This is a genomic window from Microbacterium sp. NPDC079356, assembly GCF_049545465.1.
Lineage (GTDB): Bacteria > Actinomycetota > Actinomycetes > Actinomycetales > Microbacteriaceae > Microbacterium > Microbacterium gawkjiense.
This window is the reverse complement of the sequence record NZ_JBMWDN010000006.1, coordinates 75,836-96,540: the sequence shown is the minus strand read 5'-3', so window position 1 is coordinate 96,540 and position 20,705 is coordinate 75,836. Positions and strand designations below refer to the sequence as shown.

The 20,705-nt window shown below is 70.5% G+C and carries 23 protein-coding genes; 4 read left to right on the top strand and 19 right to left on the bottom strand.

Annotated elements, in window-relative coordinates; translation table 11 throughout:
* Nucleotides 1-32: 32 nt before the first annotated feature.
* The 17 genes from miaA to thyX all read right to left on the bottom strand — a co-directional run bounded on the left by miaA (nucleotide 33) and on the right by thyX (nucleotide 16,960).
* Nucleotides 33-959: a tRNA (adenosine(37)-N6)-dimethylallyltransferase MiaA gene (gene miaA, locus ACPEH0_RS13100; RefSeq protein WP_366214365.1), complete on the bottom strand. Its 927-nt coding sequence runs from the start codon at nucleotides 957-959 to the stop codon at nucleotides 33-35.
* Nucleotides 960-963: 4 nt separating this feature from the next.
* Complete coding sequence (gene miaB, locus ACPEH0_RS13095; RefSeq protein WP_366214364.1) at nucleotides 964-2,520, bottom strand: tRNA (N6-isopentenyl adenosine(37)-C2)-methylthiotransferase MiaB; 1,557 nt, start codon at nucleotides 2,518-2,520, stop codon at nucleotides 964-966.
* Nucleotides 2,521-2,568: 48 nt separating this feature from the next.
* Nucleotides 2,569-3,447, bottom strand: a complete 879-nt coding sequence (locus ACPEH0_RS13090) for an ABC transporter permease (protein WP_366214363.1) — start codon at nucleotides 3,445-3,447, stop codon at nucleotides 2,569-2,571.
* The gene (locus tag ACPEH0_RS13085) at nucleotides 3,444-4,364 is read right to left on the bottom strand and encodes an ATP-binding cassette domain-containing protein (protein ID WP_217531376.1); all 921 of its coding nucleotides are present in this window, start codon (nucleotides 4,362-4,364) and stop codon (nucleotides 3,444-3,446) included. The genes ACPEH0_RS13090 and ACPEH0_RS13085 overlap by 4 nt, the downstream gene beginning before the upstream one ends.
* An 83-nt stretch (nucleotides 4,365-4,447) precedes the next feature.
* The gene (locus tag ACPEH0_RS13080) at nucleotides 4,448-5,155 is read right to left on the bottom strand and encodes a regulatory protein RecX (RefSeq protein ID WP_366214362.1); all 708 of its coding nucleotides are present in this window, start codon (nucleotides 5,153-5,155) and stop codon (nucleotides 4,448-4,450) included.
* Between the two features lie 2 nt (nucleotides 5,156-5,157).
* Entirely contained in the window at nucleotides 5,158-6,216 is a 1,059-nt protein-coding gene (gene recA / locus ACPEH0_RS13075; protein WP_064003190.1) for a recombinase RecA, read from the bottom strand.
* 226 nt (nucleotides 6,217-6,442) lie between these two features.
* Nucleotides 6,443-6,664, bottom strand: coding sequence for a DUF3046 domain-containing protein (locus ACPEH0_RS13070; protein WP_064003189.1), 222 nt, complete (start codon nucleotides 6,662-6,664; stop codon nucleotides 6,443-6,445).
* A 7-nt stretch (nucleotides 6,665-6,671) separates the two neighbouring features.
* A complete protein-coding gene (locus ACPEH0_RS13065; RefSeq protein WP_311859944.1) occupies nucleotides 6,672-6,992 on the bottom strand; it encodes a helix-turn-helix domain-containing protein in 321 nt (106 codons plus the stop codon).
* 149 nt (nucleotides 6,993-7,141) lie between these two features.
* On the bottom strand, nucleotides 7,142-7,678 hold the full coding sequence (locus tag ACPEH0_RS13060) for a CinA family protein (protein WP_359920787.1): 537 nt from the start codon (nucleotides 7,676-7,678) through the stop codon (nucleotides 7,142-7,144).
* On the bottom strand, nucleotides 7,678-8,244 hold the full coding sequence (pgsA, locus tag ACPEH0_RS13055; RefSeq protein WP_217531379.1) for a CDP-diacylglycerol--glycerol-3-phosphate 3-phosphatidyltransferase: 567 nt from the start codon (nucleotides 8,242-8,244) through the stop codon (nucleotides 7,678-7,680). Before pgsA ends, ACPEH0_RS13060 begins: the two co-directional genes overlap by 1 nt.
* A gap of 33 nt (nucleotides 8,245-8,277) precedes the next feature.
* Nucleotides 8,278-10,974, bottom strand: a complete 2,697-nt coding sequence (locus tag ACPEH0_RS13050; RefSeq protein WP_253034314.1) for an FtsK/SpoIIIE family DNA translocase — start codon at nucleotides 10,972-10,974, stop codon at nucleotides 8,278-8,280.
* Nucleotides 10,975-11,042: 68 nt separating this feature from the next.
* Nucleotides 11,043-11,534 (bottom strand): GNAT family N-acetyltransferase, encoded by a 492-nt coding sequence (locus ACPEH0_RS13045; protein WP_217531381.1) that lies wholly within the window; start codon nucleotides 11,532-11,534, stop codon nucleotides 11,043-11,045.
* A 21-nt stretch (nucleotides 11,535-11,555) separates the two neighbouring features.
* Nucleotides 11,556-13,232, bottom strand: a complete 1,677-nt coding sequence (locus ACPEH0_RS13040; protein WP_311859948.1) for a ribonuclease J — start codon at nucleotides 13,230-13,232, stop codon at nucleotides 11,556-11,558.
* Nucleotides 13,229-14,206: a 4-hydroxy-tetrahydrodipicolinate synthase gene (gene dapA / locus ACPEH0_RS13035; protein ID WP_064003182.1), complete on the bottom strand. Its 978-nt coding sequence runs from the start codon at nucleotides 14,204-14,206 to the stop codon at nucleotides 13,229-13,231. Before dapA ends, ACPEH0_RS13040 begins: the two co-directional genes overlap by 4 nt.
* A 164-nt stretch (nucleotides 14,207-14,370) precedes the next feature.
* Entirely contained in the window at nucleotides 14,371-15,252 is an 882-nt protein-coding gene (locus ACPEH0_RS13030; RefSeq protein ID WP_366214361.1) for a type IV toxin-antitoxin system AbiEi family antitoxin domain-containing protein, read from the bottom strand.
* Nucleotides 15,253-15,445: 193 nt separating this feature from the next.
* Entirely contained in the window at nucleotides 15,446-16,195 is a 750-nt protein-coding gene (locus ACPEH0_RS13025; protein ID WP_366214360.1) for an SDR family NAD(P)-dependent oxidoreductase, read from the bottom strand.
* Between the two features lie 21 nt (nucleotides 16,196-16,216).
* A complete protein-coding gene (gene thyX, locus ACPEH0_RS13020) occupies nucleotides 16,217-16,960 on the bottom strand; it encodes an FAD-dependent thymidylate synthase (RefSeq protein WP_217531385.1) in 744 nt (247 codons plus the stop codon).
* An 82-nt stretch (nucleotides 16,961-17,042) separates the two neighbouring features.
* Here thyX and ACPEH0_RS13015 point away from each other — a divergent pair, with 82 nt between their 5' ends.
* From ACPEH0_RS13015 to ACPEH0_RS13000, 4 genes are all read left to right on the top strand, one after another.
* On the top strand, nucleotides 17,043-17,480 hold the full coding sequence (locus tag ACPEH0_RS13015) for a TlpA family protein disulfide reductase (RefSeq protein WP_064003179.1): 438 nt from the start codon (nucleotides 17,043-17,045) through the stop codon (nucleotides 17,478-17,480).
* Nucleotides 17,473-18,039, top strand: a complete 567-nt coding sequence (locus tag ACPEH0_RS13010; protein WP_217531386.1) for a DUF4395 domain-containing protein — start codon at nucleotides 17,473-17,475, stop codon at nucleotides 18,037-18,039. Before ACPEH0_RS13015 ends, ACPEH0_RS13010 begins: the two co-directional genes overlap by 8 nt.
* Before the next feature lie 94 nt (nucleotides 18,040-18,133).
* Nucleotides 18,134-18,559 carry an OsmC family peroxiredoxin gene (locus ACPEH0_RS13005; protein WP_359920772.1) on the top strand — a complete coding sequence of 142 codons (426 nt, stop codon included), beginning with the start codon at nucleotides 18,134-18,136 and terminating at the stop codon, nucleotides 18,557-18,559.
* A complete protein-coding gene (locus tag ACPEH0_RS13000) occupies nucleotides 18,552-19,442 on the top strand; it encodes a TIGR01777 family oxidoreductase (protein WP_366214359.1) in 891 nt (296 codons plus the stop codon). The genes ACPEH0_RS13005 and ACPEH0_RS13000 overlap by 8 nt, the downstream gene beginning before the upstream one ends.
* Nucleotides 19,443-19,446: 4 nt before the next feature.
* On the opposite strand, the gene ACPEH0_RS12995 is transcribed toward ACPEH0_RS13000, so the two are convergent.
* Both ACPEH0_RS12995 and dapB read right to left on the bottom strand, forming a co-directional pair.
* On the bottom strand, nucleotides 19,447-19,896 hold the full coding sequence (locus ACPEH0_RS12995; RefSeq protein ID WP_366214358.1) for a tetratricopeptide repeat protein: 450 nt from the start codon (nucleotides 19,894-19,896) through the stop codon (nucleotides 19,447-19,449).
* Nucleotides 19,893-20,705 carry a 4-hydroxy-tetrahydrodipicolinate reductase gene (gene dapB, locus ACPEH0_RS12990; RefSeq protein WP_217531389.1) on the bottom strand — a complete coding sequence of 271 codons (813 nt, stop codon included), beginning with the start codon at nucleotides 20,703-20,705 and terminating at the stop codon, nucleotides 19,893-19,895. Before dapB ends, ACPEH0_RS12995 begins: the two co-directional genes overlap by 4 nt.

Below are 20,705 nucleotides of genomic sequence, written 5' to 3'. Positions count from 1 at the left end.
AGTCTAGGCGCGGGCAGCGGCGCGGACGCCGGTCACGGCGAGTGCGGTGCCGCCGCCACCAGGCGGGCGCCGGGGGTCCCGGCATCCACCCACTGGATCCCGGGGTATCGGCGGAACCACGACACCTGACGGCGGGCGTACCGCCGCGTCAGCGCTTGGGTCTCGGCGATCGCCTCGTCCTCGGTCATCCGGCCCGTGAGCTGCGCGTGGGCCTGCGCGTAACCGATCGCCCGGGGCGCGGTCGGGCCCGACTCGAGTCCCTCCGCCCGCAACGTCTCGACCTCGGCGAGCAGACCGTCCCGCCACATCCCGCGCACCCGCTCGTCGAGTCGCTGCACCAGCTCCCCGCGCTCGAGATGCACGCCCACGATCGTCGTGTCGGGATGCCACAGCACGGGCGCGTCCGGCAGCGCGGCACCGTGCGTGTCGGCGCCCTGCAGGAGCACCTCGAGGGCACGGACGACGCGCCTGCCGTTGCGCGGATTGAGACGGCCGGCGGCATCCGGGTCCACCTCCCGGATGCGGGCGAGGAGCGCCTCCGCGCCGTGCGCGTCGAGGTCCGCCTCGAGACGAGCACGCAGGGCGGGATCGCGCGGCGGGAACCGGAAGTCGAAGACGACACTCGAGACGTAGAGGCCAGACCCGCCGACGAGGATCGCGTCGCCGCCGCGGTCGAAGATCCCGCGGATCGCCGCCCGCGCGCGCTCCTGGTACACCGCGACGGCGACGTCCTCGGTCACGTCGAACTCGTCGAAGAGATGATGCGGGATGCCGCGACGCTCCGCCTCGGGCAGTTTGGCCGTCCCGATGTCCATGCCGCGGTAGAGCTGCATGGCGTCGGCGTTCACGATCTCGGCCAGCCGACCGCGACGGATCAGCTCCTCGGCGATCTCCAGCGACAGCGCGGTCTTGCCGGTGCCGGTCGCGCCGACGATCGCCCACAGGCGCGCCGCGCCCACGGGATCAGAGCCCGGGCGTCGCGGTGCGCAGCGCCGGCAGACCGAGCGAGACCGCCCGGGGCCCCGCCTCCCCCGCCGGGGCGGGCACGCCGCAGGAGTCCGCCTGCGCGCGATCCCACGCGTCGCCGGCCCGCGTGCGGCGGATGCGCAGCGGCGCGCCGTCGGGGCTGTCGGCGAGCAGGTGGAACGGAGCGGCGTGGGTGATCGCCGTCGTGACGACGTCGCCGGGGCGCGGCGTCGGCGATCCGTCGGGAACCTCGAAGTGCACGAGGCGGTTGTCCTCGGCGCGACCGGTCAGGCGGCGGGTCGCGGCGTCCTTCTTCCCCTCCCCCGTGGACACGAGCACCTCGACCGTGCGACCGAGCTGGGCCTGGTTCTCCTCGAGGGAGATCCGCTCCTGGAGGGCGACGAGGCGGTTGTACCGCTCCTGCACGACCTCCTTCGGCACCTGGTCGGGCATGGTCGCCGCGGGCGTGCCCTCGCGGATCGAGTACTGGAAGGTGAACGCGCCGGCGAACCGCGCCTGCTCGACGACACGCATCGTGTCCTCGAAGTCCTCGTCGGTCTCGCCGGGGAACCCGACGATGATATCCGTCGAGATCGCGGCGTGCGGCATCTTCTCGCGCACACGGTCGAGGATGCCGAGGAACCGCTCGCTGCGGTACGAACGACGCATCGCCTTGAGGATGCGGTCCGATCCCGACTGCAGGGGCATGTGCAGCTGCGGCATGACCGCGGGGGTCTCGGCCATCGCGTCGATCACGTCGTCGGTGAAGGCGGCCGGGTGCGGGCTCGTGAAGCGCACCCGCTCGAGACCGGGGATCTCGCCGGCGGCGCGGAGGAGCTTGCTGAAGGCCTGCCGGTCGCCGAACTCGACGCCGTAGCTGTTGACGTTCTGACCGAGCAGGGTGACCTCGATCGCGCCGTCCTCGACGAGCAGCCGGATCTCGTTCAGGATGTCGCCGGGGCGACGGTCCTTCTCCTTGCCGCGCAGGCTCGGGACGATGCAGAACGTGCACGTGTTGTTGCAGCCGACCGAGATGGAGACCCAGCCGCTGTGCGCGGAGTCGCGCTTGGTGGGGAGGGTCGAGGGGAACACCTCGAGGGACTCCAGGATCTCGAGCTCCGCCTCGCCGTTGTGGCGGGCACGCTCGAGGAGGCTCGGAAGCGACCCCATGTTGTGGGTGCCGAAGACCACGTCGACCCAGGGAGCCTTCTGCTGGACGGCATCCTTGTCCATCTGGGCCAGGCACCCGCCGACGGCGATCTGCATGCCGTCGTGCTTGTCCTTGCGGCTCTTGAGGTGACCGAGCGTGCCGTACAGCTTGCCCGCCGCGTTGTCGCGCACCGCGCACGTGTTGATCACGACGACGTCGGCCTCGGTCCCCGCATCGGCGCGCACGTACCCGGCCGACTCGAGCGATCCTGAGAGCCGCTCGGAGTCGTGGACGTTCATCTGGCACCCGAACGTCCGCACCTCGTAGGTGCGCGGCCGGCCGTCGGCGGCGAGCGCGGCGGCGGACGGGGCGATGAGGGTGGGGGCAGCGGAAGGGCTGGTCATGATCAGGCCATTCTACGAGCCGCGTCGCGGTACCGGAGGCGGCGCCGCTCAGCGCAGGAGCGAACGGATGCGGCCCGCCGAGATCGCGCTGAAGACGACCGCGACAGCCAGCAGGATCGTGACGGCCGCCCACGCGGGCACCGTCGCGGCCCCGACGGCGATGTCGATGCCGTAGAACTCCGACAGGTTGGCGACGGCCTTCGTGTCGCCACCCGTCACCGCCTGGAGCGTGCCCTCCGTGAAGGGGCGCCGCAGCAGCATCGCCCCCTGCGCGAACGGCAGCGCGTTGATGACGTCGGCCACGGTCTCGGGCAGCGAGCCGACCGGGATGTACGAGCCCGCGACGAACCCCAGCACGGTGCCCACGACGGTGGAGAACGCGGAGTAGGCCCCGGTCGTCGTGAGGAACGACGCTCCGAAGCACCCGAGAGTCGTGAACGCCGCGCAGCACAGGAGCATCGCCCCGAGGGCGGCGGCGATCTGCTCCGGCGGCAACCACGCGCCGCGGACGAGACCGAGGTGCAGGACGGTGAGGACGAAGATGATCCCCGACATGAGCACGGCGACGGTGACCGAGGAGATGAGGTAGCCGAGCACGAGGTGCGTTCGCCGGATCGGGGCGACCAGGAAATCGCCGAATCGCCCCGTCGCCCGATCGTCCACGAACACCGAGACGGCGCCGATGCCCGAGGTGACCGTCGTGAGCAGGACGATGCCCGACAGCATCCAACTGTCGACGAACGCCTCGATCTCGCCGCGGCTCGCGCGAGGCAGGGACTGCTCGAGCCCGTCGACCTGCAGCCGCGCGAGGAAGAGCGTGTACAGGAGGAAGAGGATGAGACCGCTCAGTAGCGAGAAGAAGACGTTGAGGCGGTCGCGGAAGAAGAGGGTGAGGTTGCGGCGCACGATGGCCGCGACGATCCTCACGCCGCCTCCTCCGTTTCGTCCCGTCGGCCCGTGAGCGCGAGGAACACGTCGTCCATGCGCCCGTGCCGGAACTCGAAGTCGCGCACGCCGTCGCCCAGGACGGCGAGGATGCGGCGCGCCTGGTCCGCGCCCGCCACGGGGACGACCAGCACCTCGCCGCCGCGTTCGACCGTCGCGGCGTCGACGTCGGGATGGGCGAGCACGGCCGCGGGGTCGTCGGTCGTCACAGTGAGGATGCTGCGGCTGAACCGGGCGCGCAACTCGGTCGGCGTCCCCTCGGCCACGATGCGGCCCGCGTCGATGATGCTGACCTGATCCGCTTCCTCGGTCTCCTCCATGTAGTGGGTCGTGAGGAAGACGGTGAGTCCCCGCTCGCGGCGGAGTCTGCCGATCGCGGCCCAGACAGCGACGCGGCTGGCGGGGTCGAGGCCCGCCGTCGGTTCGTCGAGGAAGAGGATCGCCGGCTCGTGAAGGAGGGCGCGCGCGATGTCCGCGCGGCGGCGCTGACCGCCGGACAGCCGTCCGTACGGGCGCCCGAGGACGTCCTCGAGCTCGATCACCTCGGACAGTTCGGACAGACGCACACCGAAGCGCCTGCGGGACACGCCCGACAGCGTCGCCCGCAGGGCGAGGTTCTCCCGCACTGTGAGGCCGTCGTCGAGGAGCGAGCGCTGGAAGACGACGCCGATCTCGGACCGCACCGCCTCACCGTCGGCCGCCACGTCCCGGCCGGCCACCCGCACGCGACCCGCATCGGACCGGAGCAGCGTCGTGAGGCATCCGATCGTCGTCGACTTGCCCGCGCCATTGGAGCCGAGGAAGGCGAAGAGCTGCCCGTCGGGGACGGTCAGCGAGATCCCGTCCACCGCCCGCACCGCCCGGTACGACTTGACGAGTCCCTCGACCTCGATCGCCACTGCACACCCTCTCCGTCGTGCGATGCGCACGTGGGGCCGAGTCTGTCAGACGAGGCCGCACGACGACACCGTCGACACGGGAGTCACGGCTCGAAACGAACCCCGCTCCGTGGAGGCGCGCTGAGCTCGTCGAGCGCCTGACGCGCCACCGACAGCGCGACGGCGCCGTACCCCCGTCGGGCGAGCTGACCTGCCAACCGCCGCAGCGCGGCATCCCGCTCCACACCCATCAGTCCGCGCGCCTTGGTACGGGCGAACTCGAGCGCGCGCTCGGTCTCGTCGTCGGGAAGCTGTGCGAGCGCCTCGTCGACGACCTCTCGCGGGATTCCTCGCTGCGAGAGCGTCTGCGCGATGGCCTGACGACCCTGCGCCTTGCGGGAGGTCGCCTTGTCGATCAGCTGCTCCGCCAGGGCGGCGTCGTCGAGGTACCCCAACGAGAGGAACCTGTCGATGATGCCCTCGGATGCGGCCTCGTCGAGGTCGTGCTCTCGGAGAGCCGATCGCGCCTCCCGGACGGACAGCGACCGCGTGCGGAGTTTTCGCAGCAGCGTCCGCTCCGCCGCCGCAGCGGCCTCATCCTCCTCGGCGGGGACGACCACGGGAAGGGTTCCCGTCGCCGGATGGGCGGCACGCGCGGCCCGCTCCGATTCCGATCGCTCGCCGATCCACGTCGCATGCCACGGCTGCGCCTCGGTATCGCCGGAGGATACGGATGAGCGCTCGACCCGCTGTCCGAAAAGGGGGATGACGGGGGCGAGCGAGTCGCGCTCGCCCCCGTTCCGGTCCGTCATGATCAGGCCGGGCGGCGAGCCGCCAGCTCGTCGGGCGTCGCGGCATCCGCTGCAGCCTGCTTGGGCTGACCGATGCCGAGCTTCTGCTTGATCTTGGTCTCGATCTCGGCTGCCACATCGGTGTTCTTCAGCAGGAAGTTGCGGGAGTTCTCCTTGCCCTGACCGAGCTGCTCGCCCTCGTACGTGTACCACGCACCCGACTTCTTGACGATGCCGTGCTCGACGCCGAAGTCGATGAGGCTGCCCTCGCGGGAGATCCCGACACCGTAGAGGATGTCGAACTCCGCCTGCTTGAAGGGAGGCGCCATCTTGTTCTTGACGACCTTCACACGTGTGCGGTTGCCCACGGCCTCTGAGCCGTCCTTCAGCGTCTCGATGCGACGGATGTCGAGGCGGACGGACGCGTAGAACTTGAGCGCCTTACCGCCGGCGGTGGTCTCGGGCGAACCGAAGAACACACCGATCTTCTCGCGGAGCTGGTTGATGAAGATCGCGGTCGTCTTCGTCTGGTTCAGACCACCCGTGATCTTGCGGAGGGCCTGCGACATGAGGCGCGCCTGGAGACCCACGTGGGAGTCACCCATCTCACCCTTGATCTCGGCCTCGGGGACGAGCGCGGCGACGGAGTCGATGACGACGAGGTCGATGGCGCCGGAGCGGATCAGCATGTCGGCGATCTCGAGCGCCTGCTCACCCGTGTCGGGCTGCGAGACGAGCAGGGCGTCGATGTCGACGCCCAGCTTCTCGGCGTAGGCGGGGTCGAGTGCGTGCTCGGCATCGATGAAGGCGGCGATGCCACCGGCGCGCTGCGTGTTCGCGATCGCGTGCAGCGTCAGCGTCGTCTTACCCGAGGACTCCGGACCGTAGATCTCCACGACACGGCCGCGGGGGATGCCGCCGATACCGAGCGCGACGTCGAGCGCGATGGAACCGGTCGGGATGACCTCGACGGGAGCGCGCTCGTCGCTGCCCAGTCGCATGATCGATCCTTTGCCGAACTGGCGATCGATCTGGGCGAGGGCCGATTCGAGGGCCTTCTCGCGGTCGGCAGGTGATGGCATGTCGTGCTCCTTCGTGCTCGCGGTTCCGTCGCCCGTAGGCTGTCGCGATCGTCACCGACGGTTCGGATTCTGCGACAGGGCGGGGGTGTCATCTGACGTCGTTCACGTTAGGAGGACCCTCCGACATCCATCTGCCGGCGCCTGCTTCCGTGGATGACGTCTCTACGACACCCGCTGTGAAGGAGACTACGCTCGCATCGAACGCATCTTCGATACGACACGCCGGTCAGCGGCGCGGATCGAGCCGTCCTGCCCCGTGTCGGCGGGCGACGGGGACGTCGGTCTCCGCGCAGAGCGCGTACCAGACCTCGCGCGGCGGGACGCCGGCGTCCAGCGCTTCGCGCGCCGTCTTGTTACCCACGGCGGAGAGCACCAGATCCGAGACGAGGGCAGACCCCCCGGCACCGAACTCGTCCGAGACGGCGCGATCGAACTCGCTGTGACGCATCGAGCGGTCAGCGCAGCGACAGCTCGGGAGCGGGGACGTCCTCTCCCAACGACGCGAGGTCGTCCGGGACGACGTCGCCCAGCGAGTGCAGGCCCTCGAGCACGGAGATGCGCTCGCCCACCTCGCGCATGATGGCGGAGATCGGCACATCCAGTGCCTCGGCGACGGCGGCGAGGATCTCGCTCGACGCCTCCTTCTGCCCGCGCTCGACTTCGCTCAGGTAGCCGAGGGCCACACTGGCCTTGCCGGACACCTGGCGGAGGGTGTGACCCTTCTGCAGACGGAAGTCGCGGAGGACGTCACCGATCTCTTGACGAACCAGGATCATGCGTGGGCCCTCCCTCTGCTGCGATCCACCGAATCCCTCGCGGGGGAACCACGGTACAACACGTTCGATGTCACCCTAGACCCCGAGCGCTGGGGAATGGATGGGAATCACCGAGACGTAACGTGCTCGGAACGAGCGCTATTCCCGCCTCAGAGAGCGTCGACGGCGAGCGTGATCGCACGGGCTGCCGCAGCCGTGCGGATCTCGTCCCGGTCGCCCTTCAACAGGAGCGACTCGACCCGCGATCCGAGGGGCGTGGAGACGGCGATGTGCACCGTTCCCACCGGCTGCCCGTCCGACGACACCGGGCCTGCGATCCCCGTCGTGGCGATGCCGACGTCGGCGGGCTCAGCGCCCCCGACGGTGCGACGGACGCCGTCCGCCATCTGGCGCGCCACCCGCGGATGCACGGGACCGTGGGCCTCGAGGAGGGTCGCGTCGACCCCGAGGAGCCGCTCCTTCAGATCGGTGGCGTAGGCGACGACGCCGCCGCGGAAGACGGCCGACGCACCCGACACCGAGACGACGGATGCCGCGACGAGGCCGCCCGTGAGCGACTCGGCGACACCGAGGGTCCACCCCAGTTCCTTCAGCCGCTCGACGAGCCGCTCGGACTCGGAGCGGGGTCCGCTGGCGACCGCGGTCTGCTCGAGCTCCTCGGGGAGTTCGCTGGGCGTCCGGCGCATCATGGCTTCCTCGAGGTGCGGGAGCGGAGCGCGGTGACGACGTAGTCGATCCCGCTGGCGACGGTCAGGACGACGGCCACGCTCATCGTGATCGTGTTGACGACGTGGATCCACTCCCCCACGACTGTCCAGAGCGGTAGGAGGGCGAGCGAGAGGGCGACGGCCTGCGCGACCGTCTTCAGCTTGCCCATCCAGGCGGCCGCGACCACGTGGTCGGTGGCCACGACGAGGCGGTGCACCGTGATCCCGAGTTCGCGCACGAGGACGAGGACGACGACCCAGACGGGCAGTTCCCCGAGGATGGACAGCGACACGAAGGCGGCGCCGGTCAGCACCTTGTCGGCGATCGGATCGAGCAGCTTGCCGAGGTCCGTCACGATGTCGTGCTTGCGGGCGAGATACCCGTCGATGCCGTCCGTCGCGATCGCGACGATGAACAGCACCGCCGCCCACCACCGGAGCGGGCCGTCCGAGCCGCCGTCGGCGAGGAGCATCCAGACGAACACCGGCGCGCACAGGATGCGCAGGATCGTGATGGCGTTCGGGAGCTGCCGCGGGATCGTCACGGTCCGAGCCTATCGAGCCGCGGACACCCGACCCTAGTCGCGGCCCGTGAGACCCCAGGCATCCTCATCACCCTCGGACTCGACGACCTCGTAGCCTTCGAACTGCTGCGTCACCGCGTCGGGCCCGTACGGGTCGGCCGCAGGAGTCGACACAGGCGTCGCGTCCGCCGGAGGCTCCTCGCCGCGGAGGCGGGCGAGGACGGCGGGCAGCTCGTCGGGGGTGACGAGCACGTCGCGGGCCTTGGAACCCTCGGAGGGACCGACGATCTCGCGCGCCTCGAGGAGGTCCATGAGGCGACCCGCCTTCGCGAAGCCGACCCGGAGCTTGCGTTGCAGCATCGACGTCGACCCGAACTGGGTCGTGATGATCTGCTCGGCGGCGGCGAGGAGCAGCTCGAGGTCGTCACCGATGTCGGCGTCGATCTCCTTCTTCTCGACGATCGCCTCGACGTCCTTGCGGTACTCGGGTCGCGCCTGGTTCTTGACGTGCGCGACGACCTTCTCGATCTCCTTCTCGGCGACCCAGGCGCCCTGGACGCGCACGGCCTTCGAGGCCCCCATCGGGAGGAAGAGGCCGTCGCCCTGTCCGATGAGGCGGTCGGCGCCGGGCTGGTCGAGGATGACGCGCGAGTCGGTGACGCTCGTCACCGCGAACGCGAGACGGGACGGGACGTTCGCCTTGATCAGACCCGTCACGACGTCGACCGACGGCCGCTGCGTCGCGAGGACGAGGTGGATGCCGGAGGCACGGGCCAACTGCGTGATGCGGACGATCGAGTCCTCGACGTCGCGGGGAGCGACCATCATGAGGTCCGCGAGCTCGTCGACCACGACCAGCAGGTAGGGATAGGGCTTCAGGACGCGCTCGCTGCCGGCGGGGAGCTGGATCTCGCCCGCCACGACGGCGCGGTTGAAGTCGTCGATGTGACGGAATCCGAACGACGCGAGGTCGTCGTACCGCATGTCCATCTCCTTCACGACCCACTGCAGCGCTTCGGCCGCTTTCTTGGGGTTCGTGATGATGGGCGTGATGAGGTGCGGCACGCCGGCGTACGAGGTGAGCTCCACCCGCTTGGGGTCGATGAGCACCATGCGGACGTCCGACGGCTTCGCGCGCATCAGCAGGCTCGTGATCATCGAGTTCACGAAGCTCGACTTGCCCGAGCCGGTCGATCCCGCGACCAGGAGGTGGGGCATCTTGGCGAGGTTCGCGACGACGTAGCCGCCGCCGACGTCCTTGCCGATGCCGATCGTCATGGGATGCGTCGCCTGCTGCGCGTTGGGCGAGCGCAGGACGTCGCCGAGCGTGACGATCTCGCGGTCGGTGTTGGGGATCTCGACACCGATCGCGCTCTTGCCCGGAATCGGGGCGAGGATGCGGACCTCGTTGGAGGCGACGGCGTAGGCGATGTTGTTGGTGAGCGCGGTGATGCGCTCGACCTTGACCCCGGACCCCAGAGCGATTTCATACTGGGTCACGGTCGGGCCGCGCGAGAAGCCGGTCACCTTCGCGTCGATGGAGAACTGCTCGAAGACGCCCATGATGGCGCGGACCATCGCGTCGTTCGCCTCGGAGCGCGCCTTGTGCGGCGTGCCGGCGGCGAGCGCGTCGGCGGACGGCAGCCGGTAGTCCGCGGCATCCGGGTCGACGGAGTCGAGATTCGCGGCCACGAAGTCCGGCAGCGGCGGGACGGGCGGCACGTCCCCGGCCGCGGCGTCGCGTTTGCGGCCCGGCGTGCGAGGCGCGGCGGGCGCGATGATCTCCGTCACGGCATCCGGCATCACCTCGGGCGTCGGCGTCGTCACCGGGTTGTCGAAGCTGCCGTCGCCGCTGGCCTCGAGGAGCGCCGTCAGGTCGTCGGCGCCCAGTCCGCCGTCGGCGTCCTCTTCGCGGCCGGACTTGTTGCGCCGCCACCAGGGCAGCGACTCGCCCTCGTCCTCGGGTGCGTCGAAGGCGACCGTCGGTCCGGTCCGACCCTGGGACGGGGCGTCGTCGGCCTCGGAGCGCTCGGCGCCGAACATCCAGGCGTACAGGTCGCCGAGGCGCCGCCCGATGCGGTTCGGCGGTGTCTTGGTGAGGATGAGGACGCTGAGGAACGCGAGCAGGCCCAGCACGATGCCGGCCCCGATCTCGGAGAGCACCGTCAACGGCTCGCCGATGGCCCACCCGAAGAGGCCGCCCGCGGCGCTCAGTGCGGCGAGGCCCTCGCTCGGCTGCGGTCGGTCCGCGACGACGTGGCAGAAACCGGCGACCGCGAGGATGAACAGGCCCGCACCGATGCCGATCCGGCCGTTGTCGTGGACGGAGGGCGGATGCCGGAAGAGCCACCCCGCGAGCAGGAGCAGGATGACGGGGAAGACGAACGCCTCGCGGCCGATGAGCGCACCCACGGTGTAGGCGCTGATGTTGGTGCCGACCTCGGTCCCGATGAGGAACCATTCGACGACGGCGCCGGCGATCGCCATGAGGACGAGGAGGAACGGGAACCCGTCGCGCCGCTGGTCCTTCTCGAGCGATTCGGAGCCGAAGGCGCGGAACATGCCGCCCGCCACGTGTGCGAGCCCCAGCCAGGCGCGGACCAGGACCGGGGGACGCTCGACGTCGTCGACGTACCGCTTCGGGGCCGGTTCGGCCTTTCGACGAGGCGTGGGCTCGGCTTTCTTCGCGCGCGCCGAGGAGCCCGACGCGGAGGCGCGGGGTTTGCTGGCCGGACTGCTGCTCCTGGGCATACCTTCCACGGTAGGCGCGAGGACCGACATGTGCCCGGATTGACGCGACCCCTCGCCGGTATCCGCGGTCAGCCGAGGCGCATGACCATCGTGTCGCGGCCGAACCCGCTGCGCGTGACCGCGAACCCCTCGCTCCGGTAGAGGACCTGGGCGAAGTTCCCCCGCTCGACGGACAGGCAGATGCGCGCGCGGCCCTCGGTACGGGCCTCGTCGCACAGTCGCCGCAGGAGCGCACGTCCGACGCCGTGCGAACGCCACAGCGGTTTCACCCCGATGATGAGCTCGGGCACCCCCGTGCCGACGTACCCGAAGCCGGGATCGTTCGGCGGCATCGTCCGGTACCACGCGGCCCCGACCTGTTCCGCGCCGGCGACGGCGACGAACCCGACGTCACCGGGCCGCATCCACCCCGACAGGTACCTGCTGTAATCGGGATGCGACAAGATCTCGTGTCGCGGGCGCGCCGCACCGGGCCGCCAGTTGGCGGCCTCGACGACCATGTCGCCGAGGAACACCCCGTCCGCCTGAACGGCCGGGCGCAGCGACCACGACTCGGGCATGCCCGAATGGTAGCGGCCTCGTCAGGCTTCGATCACCATGGGGACGATCATCGGTCGACGACGCAGCGACTGGTTGACCCAGCGCCCGATCGTGCGGCGCACGACCTGCTGCAGGGCGTGCTGGTCGCGGACACCCGACTGGGCGGCGTCGGTGAGCGCCTGAGCGATCTTCGGCTTCACGGAGTCGAACACCGCGTCGTCCTCCGCGACGCCGCGCGCGTGGATCTCAGGACCCGTGACGATGCGGCCGGTCGCGGCATCCACCACGACGATGACGGAGATGAACCCCTCCTCACCCAGGATGCGACGGTCCTTCAGGTCGGCGTCCGTGATCTCGCCGACGGACGACCCGTCGACGTATACGAAGCCGAGGTCGAGCTGACCCACGACACGAGCCACCCCGTCCTTCAGGTCGATGACGGTGCCGTTCTCGGCGAGGATCGTGTTCTCGGCGGGGATGCCGCTGTCCTGCGCGAGCTTGGCGTTCGCCATGAGGTGGCGGTACTCGCCGTGGACGGGCAGGACGTTCTTCGGCTTCAGGATGTTGTAGCAGTAGAGGAGCTCACCGGCGGCGGCGTGGCCCGAGACGTGGACCTTCGCGTTCGCCTTGTGGACGACGTTCGCCCCGAGCTTGGTCAGCCCGTCGATCACGCGGTACACGGCGTTCTCGTTGCCCGGGATGAGGCTCGAGGCCAGGATGACCGTGTCGCCCTCGCCCGGCTCGATCGCGTGGTCGAGGTTCGCCATCCGCGAGAGCACGGCCATCGGCTCGCCCTGCGAACCCGTCGACATGTAGACGATGCGATCGTCGGGGAGGTCCTTGGCCTTCTTGTAATCGATCAGGACGCCGTCGGGGACGTGGAGGTAGCCGAGCTGCTCGGCGATCGTCATGTTGCGGACCATCGACCGGCCGAGGAACGCGACCCGCCGGCCGTGGGCGGCGGCAGCGTCGATGACCTGCTGGACGCGGTGCACGTGGCTCGAGAAGCTCGCGACGATGACGCGGCGCGGCGCCTTGCCGATCACCTGATCGAGCACCGGTCCGATGGCGCGCTCGAGCGGGGTGAAGCCGGGGACGTCGGCGTTCGTGGAGTCGACGAGGAAGAGGTCGACCCCCTCCTCGCCGAGACGGGCGAACGCGCGGAGGTCCGTGAGGCGACCGTCGAGCGGCAGCTGGTCCATCTTGAAGTCGCCCGTCGCGAGGACGAGACCCGCGGGGGTGCGGATGCCGACGGCCAGCGCATCCGGGATGGAGTGGTTGACCGCGACGAACTCGAGGTCGAAGGGCCCCACCTGCTCGCGCTGCCCCTCTTTCACCGTGAGCGTGTACGGCTTGATCCGGTGCTCCTTGAGCTTCGCCTCGACGAGCGCGAGGGTCAGCTGCGACCCGATGAGGGGGATGTCGCCCTTGCGCTTGAGGAGGTAGGGCACCGCACCGATGTGATCCTCGTGACCGTGCGTGAGGACGACGCCGACGATGTCGTCGAGCCGGCCGCGGATCGCCTCGAAGTCGGGCAGGATCAGGTCGACGCCGGGCTGGTGCTCCTCAGGGAAGAGCACGCCGCAGTCGACGATGAGCAGCTTGCCGTCGAACTCGAAGACCGTCATGTTGCGGCCGACCTCACCGAGTCCGCCGACGGGGGTCACCCGCAGCGTGCCGGGCGCGAGTGCTTCAGGGGCGGAGACGGGAGTGGTCATCGAGTTGTTCCATGCACCTTCGGGAGGGCGCCGCCGGCGGCGGCATTGCGGTCAGGTCGGAAGTTGGAGAAGTCGGCACCGTCGACATCCGCGACGAGGGCGAGCTCGTCCTCGATGAGGGCGGCTTCCCACTCCTCCGGCCCGACGAGCGGCAGACGCACGCGCGGGCTGGAGATGCGGCCGAGTCCGTGGAGGATGTACTTCGCACTCACGGTGCCCGGGACGTGGGTCATCACGGCGCGGACGAGGGGTTCGAGCTTCTGGTGCGCGGCGGTCGCGGTCTTCAGGTCGCCCCGGTTCACGGCATCCACGATCACCCGGTAGGGAGCGGACGTGATGTTCGCCGTGACGCCGATGAGGCCGGCGGCGCCGATCGAGAGGTGCGGCAGGACGTTGGCGTCGTCGCCGGAGAAGTAGAGCAGGTCCGTCTGGTTGAGGACGCGGCTGACCTCGCTGAAGTCGCCCTTGGCGTCCTTCACCGCGAGGATGTTCGGGTGCTTGGCGAGGCGCAGGATCGTCTCATACTTGATCGGCACGCCCGTGCGCCCGGGGATGTCGTAGAGGATGACGGGCAGGTCCGTCGCGTCGGCGACGAGGCGGAAATGCGTCAGGATGCCGGCCTGGGTGGGCTTGTTGTAGTACGGCGTGACGATCATGATGCCGTCCGCGCCGGCCTTCTCGCTCGCCTTGTAGAGCTCGATCGCGTGAGCGGTCTCGTTGGAACCGCCGCCCGTGATGATCTTGGCGCGACCCGAGGAGACGGACTTGCCGACCTCGACGAGCTTCAGCTTCTCGGCATCCGTCAGCGTGCTGGTCTCACCGGTCGTGCCGGTCACGACGATGCCGTCGGCGCCGCCGGTGATGACGTCGTCGATGTGCTTCTCGACCGCGGGCCAATCGACCTCGCCGTCGGCCGTCATCGGAGTGACGAGCGCGACGAGCACCTGACCGAACGGATTGGCGGAGTGCGTCATGGTTCCCAGGGTACCGGTCGGGGTCCGCCGGTCGTGCGGGGTGGTGGTCGGGAGGCTGGGTCGGGCGCGCGGTCGGGTTCGGGCAGAAAGGACCGGTCAGGTGGAGGGCGCGCCCCGATGATCGTCGAGTGAGCGGCGTGCCGGCCCCTTCGCCGGTCTTTCGATCAGAAAGCGGCACGGACGCGACGGCCGAAGTCGGACTCGTGACCGCCGCGTGCGAGGACCCCGAGGACGGCGGACTCGACCGTGGGCCAATCGTGGAGGATCATCGCCGCGTCGAATCTCAGGGTCACGAAGCCGAGGGTCGCCGCGACCGCATCGCGAACGAGGTCGCGGTGCCTGCCCTCGCCTTCATGCGTTCGACCGTCGGCCTCGATGATGAGGCAGTCCCCCACGACCAGGTCGACTCTGCCGACGCCGGGAATGGTGACCTGGGAGAGGCAGGGGATGCCGAGGAGGTGCAGCCGATACCGGATGAGCGTTTCGAGCCCGCTGTCCGCATCCGCTCGCGCGAGATCGACCAGCGGACGGATGCCGACGGGTACCGCGGTTCGCAGCTCTTCCCGTTCGCCATGCGTGAGGAGTCCCTGCCGCAGCGAGGATTCGAGCGCGCAGAGAAAGGCCTCCGTGCCGGCGCATCGGGCGATCTGGCTCAGGCAGTGCACGAGGTCGACCGTCTCGAGGCGACGCGGTGCCCGGTGACCGTCTCGGTGGACGACGACGCCGACGGGCGCGGGGACGGTGTGTCGGTCCGGATCGACCCACATGTGGGTCTGCGAGTGCGGTCCCCCATCGAGGGTCCAGAGCCCGTGATGTCGCGCGGCGCTGAGGCAGGCGACCCGACCCCGCCCTCGCAGTGCCTCGAGAACGGCGGGGGCGGTATCCGGGAGGGCGTACACGCCCTGTCGTGCTCGAAGGAGGTGACCCGCCTCGACCGCGGCGCGGAGTGCGGCATCCGTCACTCCCGTGTCCCGAAGGGTCCGCGTCCGCGCGACTCCCCCTTGGGACGCGACGGCGGCGACGGCGGTGACGGCGGTGGGAAGCACCCGATCGAGCGTGGCGGCGTCCGGCCCGGATCCGGTGCGGAGTCGTCGCACCTGTGGACAGCGGCAGCGGGCCGATCTCGTGTGAGGAGGCGATGACACCCGGCATCCCGACGCAGATGACCGGTCGACCGGAGACACGCCGCAGCGAACGCACGCCCCGGCGGCGTGTCGGCTGCGAAAACGGTGTTCCGGGTCAGCGGCCGCGGGAAGCGGCGGGCACCACCACGCGGTCGGGCAGCAGCTGTGAGACGGCGACGAGAGCCTTGTATCGGAACGAGGGGATGCTGACGGCACGGCCGCGGGCGGCGTCGCGCAGCGAGGTGCGCACCACTTGAGGGGCCTCCAGCCACATCCATCCGGGGACGCCCTCCTGTCCGGGCGGCAGGCCGAGCCGCTCGTGGAAGTTCGTGTGGACGAAGCCCGGACACACCGCCGTGACCGTCACGCCGCGGGGCGCGTAGACGGCGTTCGCCCACCGGCTGAAACTCACGACCCACGCCTTGGCCGCTCCGTAGGTGCCCCGCGGGACCAGCCCCGCCACCGAGGCGACGTTCAGGATGCGGCCACTGCCGCGCTCGAGCATGGCGGGCAGCGCGGCACGGGTGAGACGCATCGTCACCTCGGCGTGGAGCTCGAGGTGGCGGGCCTCCTCGTCGATGTCGCTCTCCTCGAACGCGCGGCGCAGGCCGTAGCCGGCGCAGTTGACGAGCACGTCGACACCCGCCGCGCGCTCCTCGACGCGCCGCCGCTCGGCGGGATCGAGCAGGTCGGCCACGAGGAGCTCGGCCCGTCCTCCGGCCGCCGCGATCTCGTCGACGAGAGCGCGCAGCGCGTCGGCGTCGCGGCCGACGAGGACGACTTCGGCGCCGCGGGACGACAACTGACGGGCGTACTCTGCGCCGATCCCGGAGCTGGCTCCGGTGACGAGGGCGGTGCGAGTCATGCGCGCCAGCCTAGGAGCGGGTCAGGGGGCGACGCGACCGTTCGCGTTGAAGGCGGCGTACGTGAGCGGCATGAGCTCGCGCCACACGTTCTCCATCTTCTCGGCGCACATCTCGATCTCGCGCTGCGGGAACGACGGGAAGTGCGTGCCCTCGCGGGTGGTGCGCAGCGACAGGAAATTCATCAGCGACCGGGCGTTCACCGTCACGTACATCGAGGACATGATGTTCAGCGGCAGGACGATGCGGGCGACCTCGCGGGCGATGCCGGCGTCCAGCATCCGCTGATAGCTCTCGAAAGCGGCGACGGATGCCGCGCGCGTCTCGCGGGCGACGAGCTCGACCTGCTCCTCGGACCCGGGGAGGAACTGGTAGGCGCCGGGCTTGCCGACCTGCACGAGATTGCGCTCGGGGGCCGGGACGTAGAAGACGGGACGCAGCTCGCGGTAGCGGCCCGACTCCTCGTTGTAGGACGCCATGCGGTGCCGCATGAATTCGCGGAACACGAAGATCGGCGCCTGGACGTAGAAGGTCATCGAGTTGTGCTCGAACGGCGAACCGTGGCGGTCGCGCATGAGGTAGTTGATGAGGCCGCGGTCGCGCCCCGTCGCCTCGGTGCCCTCGGCGGCGGCCTCGAGGGTCTGCTCGCCCTGGGTCGAGACCCGGGCCGCGAAGAGCACGTCACTGTCGGATGCCGACGAGCGCACCAGCTCGACGGTGACATCGCTGCGGAACTCGATCTCGGGGCTGTCGGCGCGCTCACTCACGGCTCACACACTACCCGCCGGGGTGACGCCGGATGACGCCGCGGCGCCCCGACACCGCGGCCGGCATTACTGTGGAGCGGTCATGGAACTCCTCCCCGCCATCGTCGTGCTGACCGCGCTGCTCGCGGTCACCGTCGGCATCGGTCTCACGCTGCGGTGGCGGCAGAACCGGCCGCGTCCCTTCGACCCGCAGGAGGTCGTCGAGCCGACCCGCCTGGGCGCGGAGCGGCTCGGCGACGAGGCGACCCTGCTGCAGTTCAGCACCGAGATGTGCGGCCGGTGCCCGGGCGTCCACCGCACGCTCCGCGAGATCGCGGACGAGCGGGACGGGGTCATCCACCTCGACGTCGACCTCACCCACCGCGTCGACATCGCGCAGCACTTCCGGGTCCTGCAGACCCCGACCACCCTCATCCTCGACAAGCACGGCGTCGTGCGCTCCCGGTTCGGCGGCACACCCGGACGCCAGGTCGTCGAGATGGAGCTCGACCGGGTGACCACGGGAGCCGGCCGTGGCTGAGGTGCGCGGGATCGATCCGCGCGGGCCGCGGTTCGCGGCATCCGTCACGTCGGTGCTGCTGCTCGTTGCGACGCTGCTGGCGCTGCTGGGGAGCTCGACCGCTCACACCGACGCCGGATTCGGCTGGCTCGGCCCGCTGGGCGGCGGCATGTTCATCGTCCCGGTCCAGGGCTGGGTGCTTCCGTTCACACCGCTGCCGATGCGCCTCCTCGACCTCGGCTTCCTCGCCGTCCTCGTGATCGCGGTGCTGTTCCTGTGGGGTGTGGTCTCGCCGCGCACGGCGCCGTGGGGTGTGCTCTACCGCCGCCTCATCCAGCCCCGCCTCGCTCCCCCGACCGACCTCGAGGACCCCCGTCCGCCCCGTTTCGCCCAGGGCGTCGGACTCTTCGTCACCACCGTCGGTCTGCTGCTCCACGTGATGGGCGTCCCGGTGGCGCTCCCGATCGCCGCGGGCCTCGCCTTCATGGCCGCGTTCCTCAACGCCGTGTTCGGGCTGTGCCTCGGATGCCAGTTGTGGCTGGTCCTGCAGCGCGTCCGCCTCGTGGGCCGTATCGCCTGACGCTCCGCTGCGGCCGCGTCAAGTCATATCGCACGCTCATGGACGAGGTTTAGGCTCGGCATCGATCCGTCACGACCACGACCGAGGAGACACCATGAGCGTCACGAGCGAAGCCACCACCAGCTGGAAGGGCACCCTGTTCGAAGGTTCGGGCGAGGTCGCCCTCGAGAGCTCCAACCAGGGACCGTTCGCCGTGAACTGGAAGGCGCGCAGCGAGGGATCCACCTCGGTGACGACGCCCGAGGAACTCATCGCCGCCGCGCACTCGTCGTGCTTCAGCATGGCCCTCTCCAACGCCCTCGCCGAGAACGGCACCCCGCCCGAGAGCGTCGAGACCACGGCATCCGTCACCTTTATCCCCGGCACCGGGATCACCGGCTCGCACCTGAACGTCAACGCGTCGGTGCCCGGCCTCTCGGCGGAGGACTTCGACCGCATCGCCCACGAGGCGAAGGCGGGATGCCCCGTCTCGGCAGCCCTCTCCGGCATCGAGATCACGCTCGAGGCGACGCTTGCCTGATCGCCGCGTCGTCGTCTCGGGGGCGTCGGGTCTGATCGGACGGGCGCTCGTCGATTCGCTGCGGGCCGACGGGTACACCGTCACGCGACTCGTCCGCCACGAGGCGCAGACCCCCGACGAGGTGACCTGGGCGCCGGGCGAATCGCCGCTCGACCCCCAGGTGCTCGCGGGGGCTGCGGCCGTCGTGAACTTCAACGGCGCGACGATCGGGCGCTTCCCGTGGACGCCCTCGTACAAGAAGACGCTGGTGTGGTCGCGCATCCATCCGACGCAGACACTCGCCCGCGCCCTCCGCGAGCTCGCGGACGAGGCGCCGTTGTTCGTGAGCTCCTCGGCGACCGGGTACTACCCGCCTGACGCGCACGGCCGGACCTTCGACGAGTCGGGTCCGCGCGGCGACGCGTTCCTGTCCGACCTCTGCGGCGAGTGGGAGTCCGCGGCGACCGCATCGGGCGTCCGCACCGCGCTGCTGCGCACCGCCCCCGTCGTCCACCAGGACGGCGTGCTGAAGCCGCTGCTGCTGCTCACCAAGCTCGGCCTGTCGGGGCCGCTCGGCCGCGGCACGCAGGTGTGGCCGTGGATCTCGCTCGAGGACGAGGTCCGTGCGATCCGCCACGTCATCGACCGCGGGATCACGGGGCCGGTCAACCTGACGGGGCCCGAACGCGCCACCGCGAACGACCTCGGGTTCGCCCTGGCACGCCGCCTGAACCGCCCGTACGTGCTGCGCGCGCCCCTGTGGGCGGTCCGGCTCGTGCTCGGCAAGGACGCGGTCGAGGCGCTGCTCGCCAACGACACGCACGTCGTCCCGGCGGTGCTGCTCGAGACGGGCTTCACGTTCCGGCATCCGACCGTCGAGGACGCCGTCGCGGCGGCCGTCTGACCGGTCAGCCGCGACGGTCGGCGCGCTCGCGCGAGATCGCGGTGCGGATGGCGCTGCGTGCGCGCCGGCGGTCGCCCGCACCGTCGTAGAGGAGCCCCATCCGGTACCAGGCGCGCCAGTCGCCGGGGTCGCGCTCGACGGCGTCGCGGTACGCCGGGAAGAGCGCATCGGCCTCGGCCTGCACGGGGCGTCCGCTCGGGCGCAGCGACAGTTCCTCCTCCGGCAGGCCGCCCTCGGCCTCGAGTCGTCGGCCGAGCCGCTGCGCTCCCAGGCCGAAGCTCAGCTCGCGCCACAGCGCCCACACCGCCACGACGGGCAGGAGCACGAGGGCGATCCCCATCGCGATGCCCACCGGATCGCCGCTCGCCACGAGCAGCACGGCGCGCTGCGCGACGAGGGCGATGTAGAGGACGAGGACGACGGCGACGATCCCGACGCCGATGCGGGTCCTCATCGGGCGGTCGTCGCGGCGACCTGGCCCGAGACGTCCCCGTCGGCGACCGGCACGGTGCGGGACGTGTGCGGCATCCGGATCCCGATGTCGATCATCGCGTCGAGACCGACGACGATCCCCGACGCGTCGCGGGCGGCGTCGAGTGCCACGCGGATGCCGGGGGCATAGGCCGCGGCAGGGTCCACCGTGTCGTGGACGATCGTGAGCGACTCCCCCGGCCCCGACAGGATCGTCTCCTGGCGGGCGATGACCCCCGGACGGCGGAGCGAATGGACGGGGACACTGGCGATCTGCTGGCCCCGCGCGCGCTGGTCGACGTGCGGCGCCTCGACGGGTCCGACCTCCGACCGCGCCGCGGCGATGAGCTCCGCGGTGCGGACGGCCGTGCCGCTGGGCGAATCGACCTTCGTCTCGCGGTGGGTCTCGACGATCTCGATCGAGGGGAAGAAGGGAGCGGATGCCGCAGCCAGCGCGGACCCGATCACCGAACCCAGCGAGAAGTTCGGGATGAAGACGGCGCCCGTGCCGGCGGCATCCACCAGCGGGCGGACGAGGGCGATGCGCTCGGCGGACCATCCGGAGGTGCCGACGAGGACGTTCTTGCCGCGCTCGATCGCGGCGCGGACGACGTCGATCGACACGGCCGGGGTCGAGGCGTCGACGACGAGATCGGCACCGTCGAGCTCGGCGAGGTCGCTCGAGGACCCGAGGACGGCGACCGTTTCGTATCCGTCGGTCGCTGCGATCACCTGCGCGATGATCCCGCCGAGTTTGCCGTTCCCGCCCACGAGGGCCACGCGCGTCGTCAT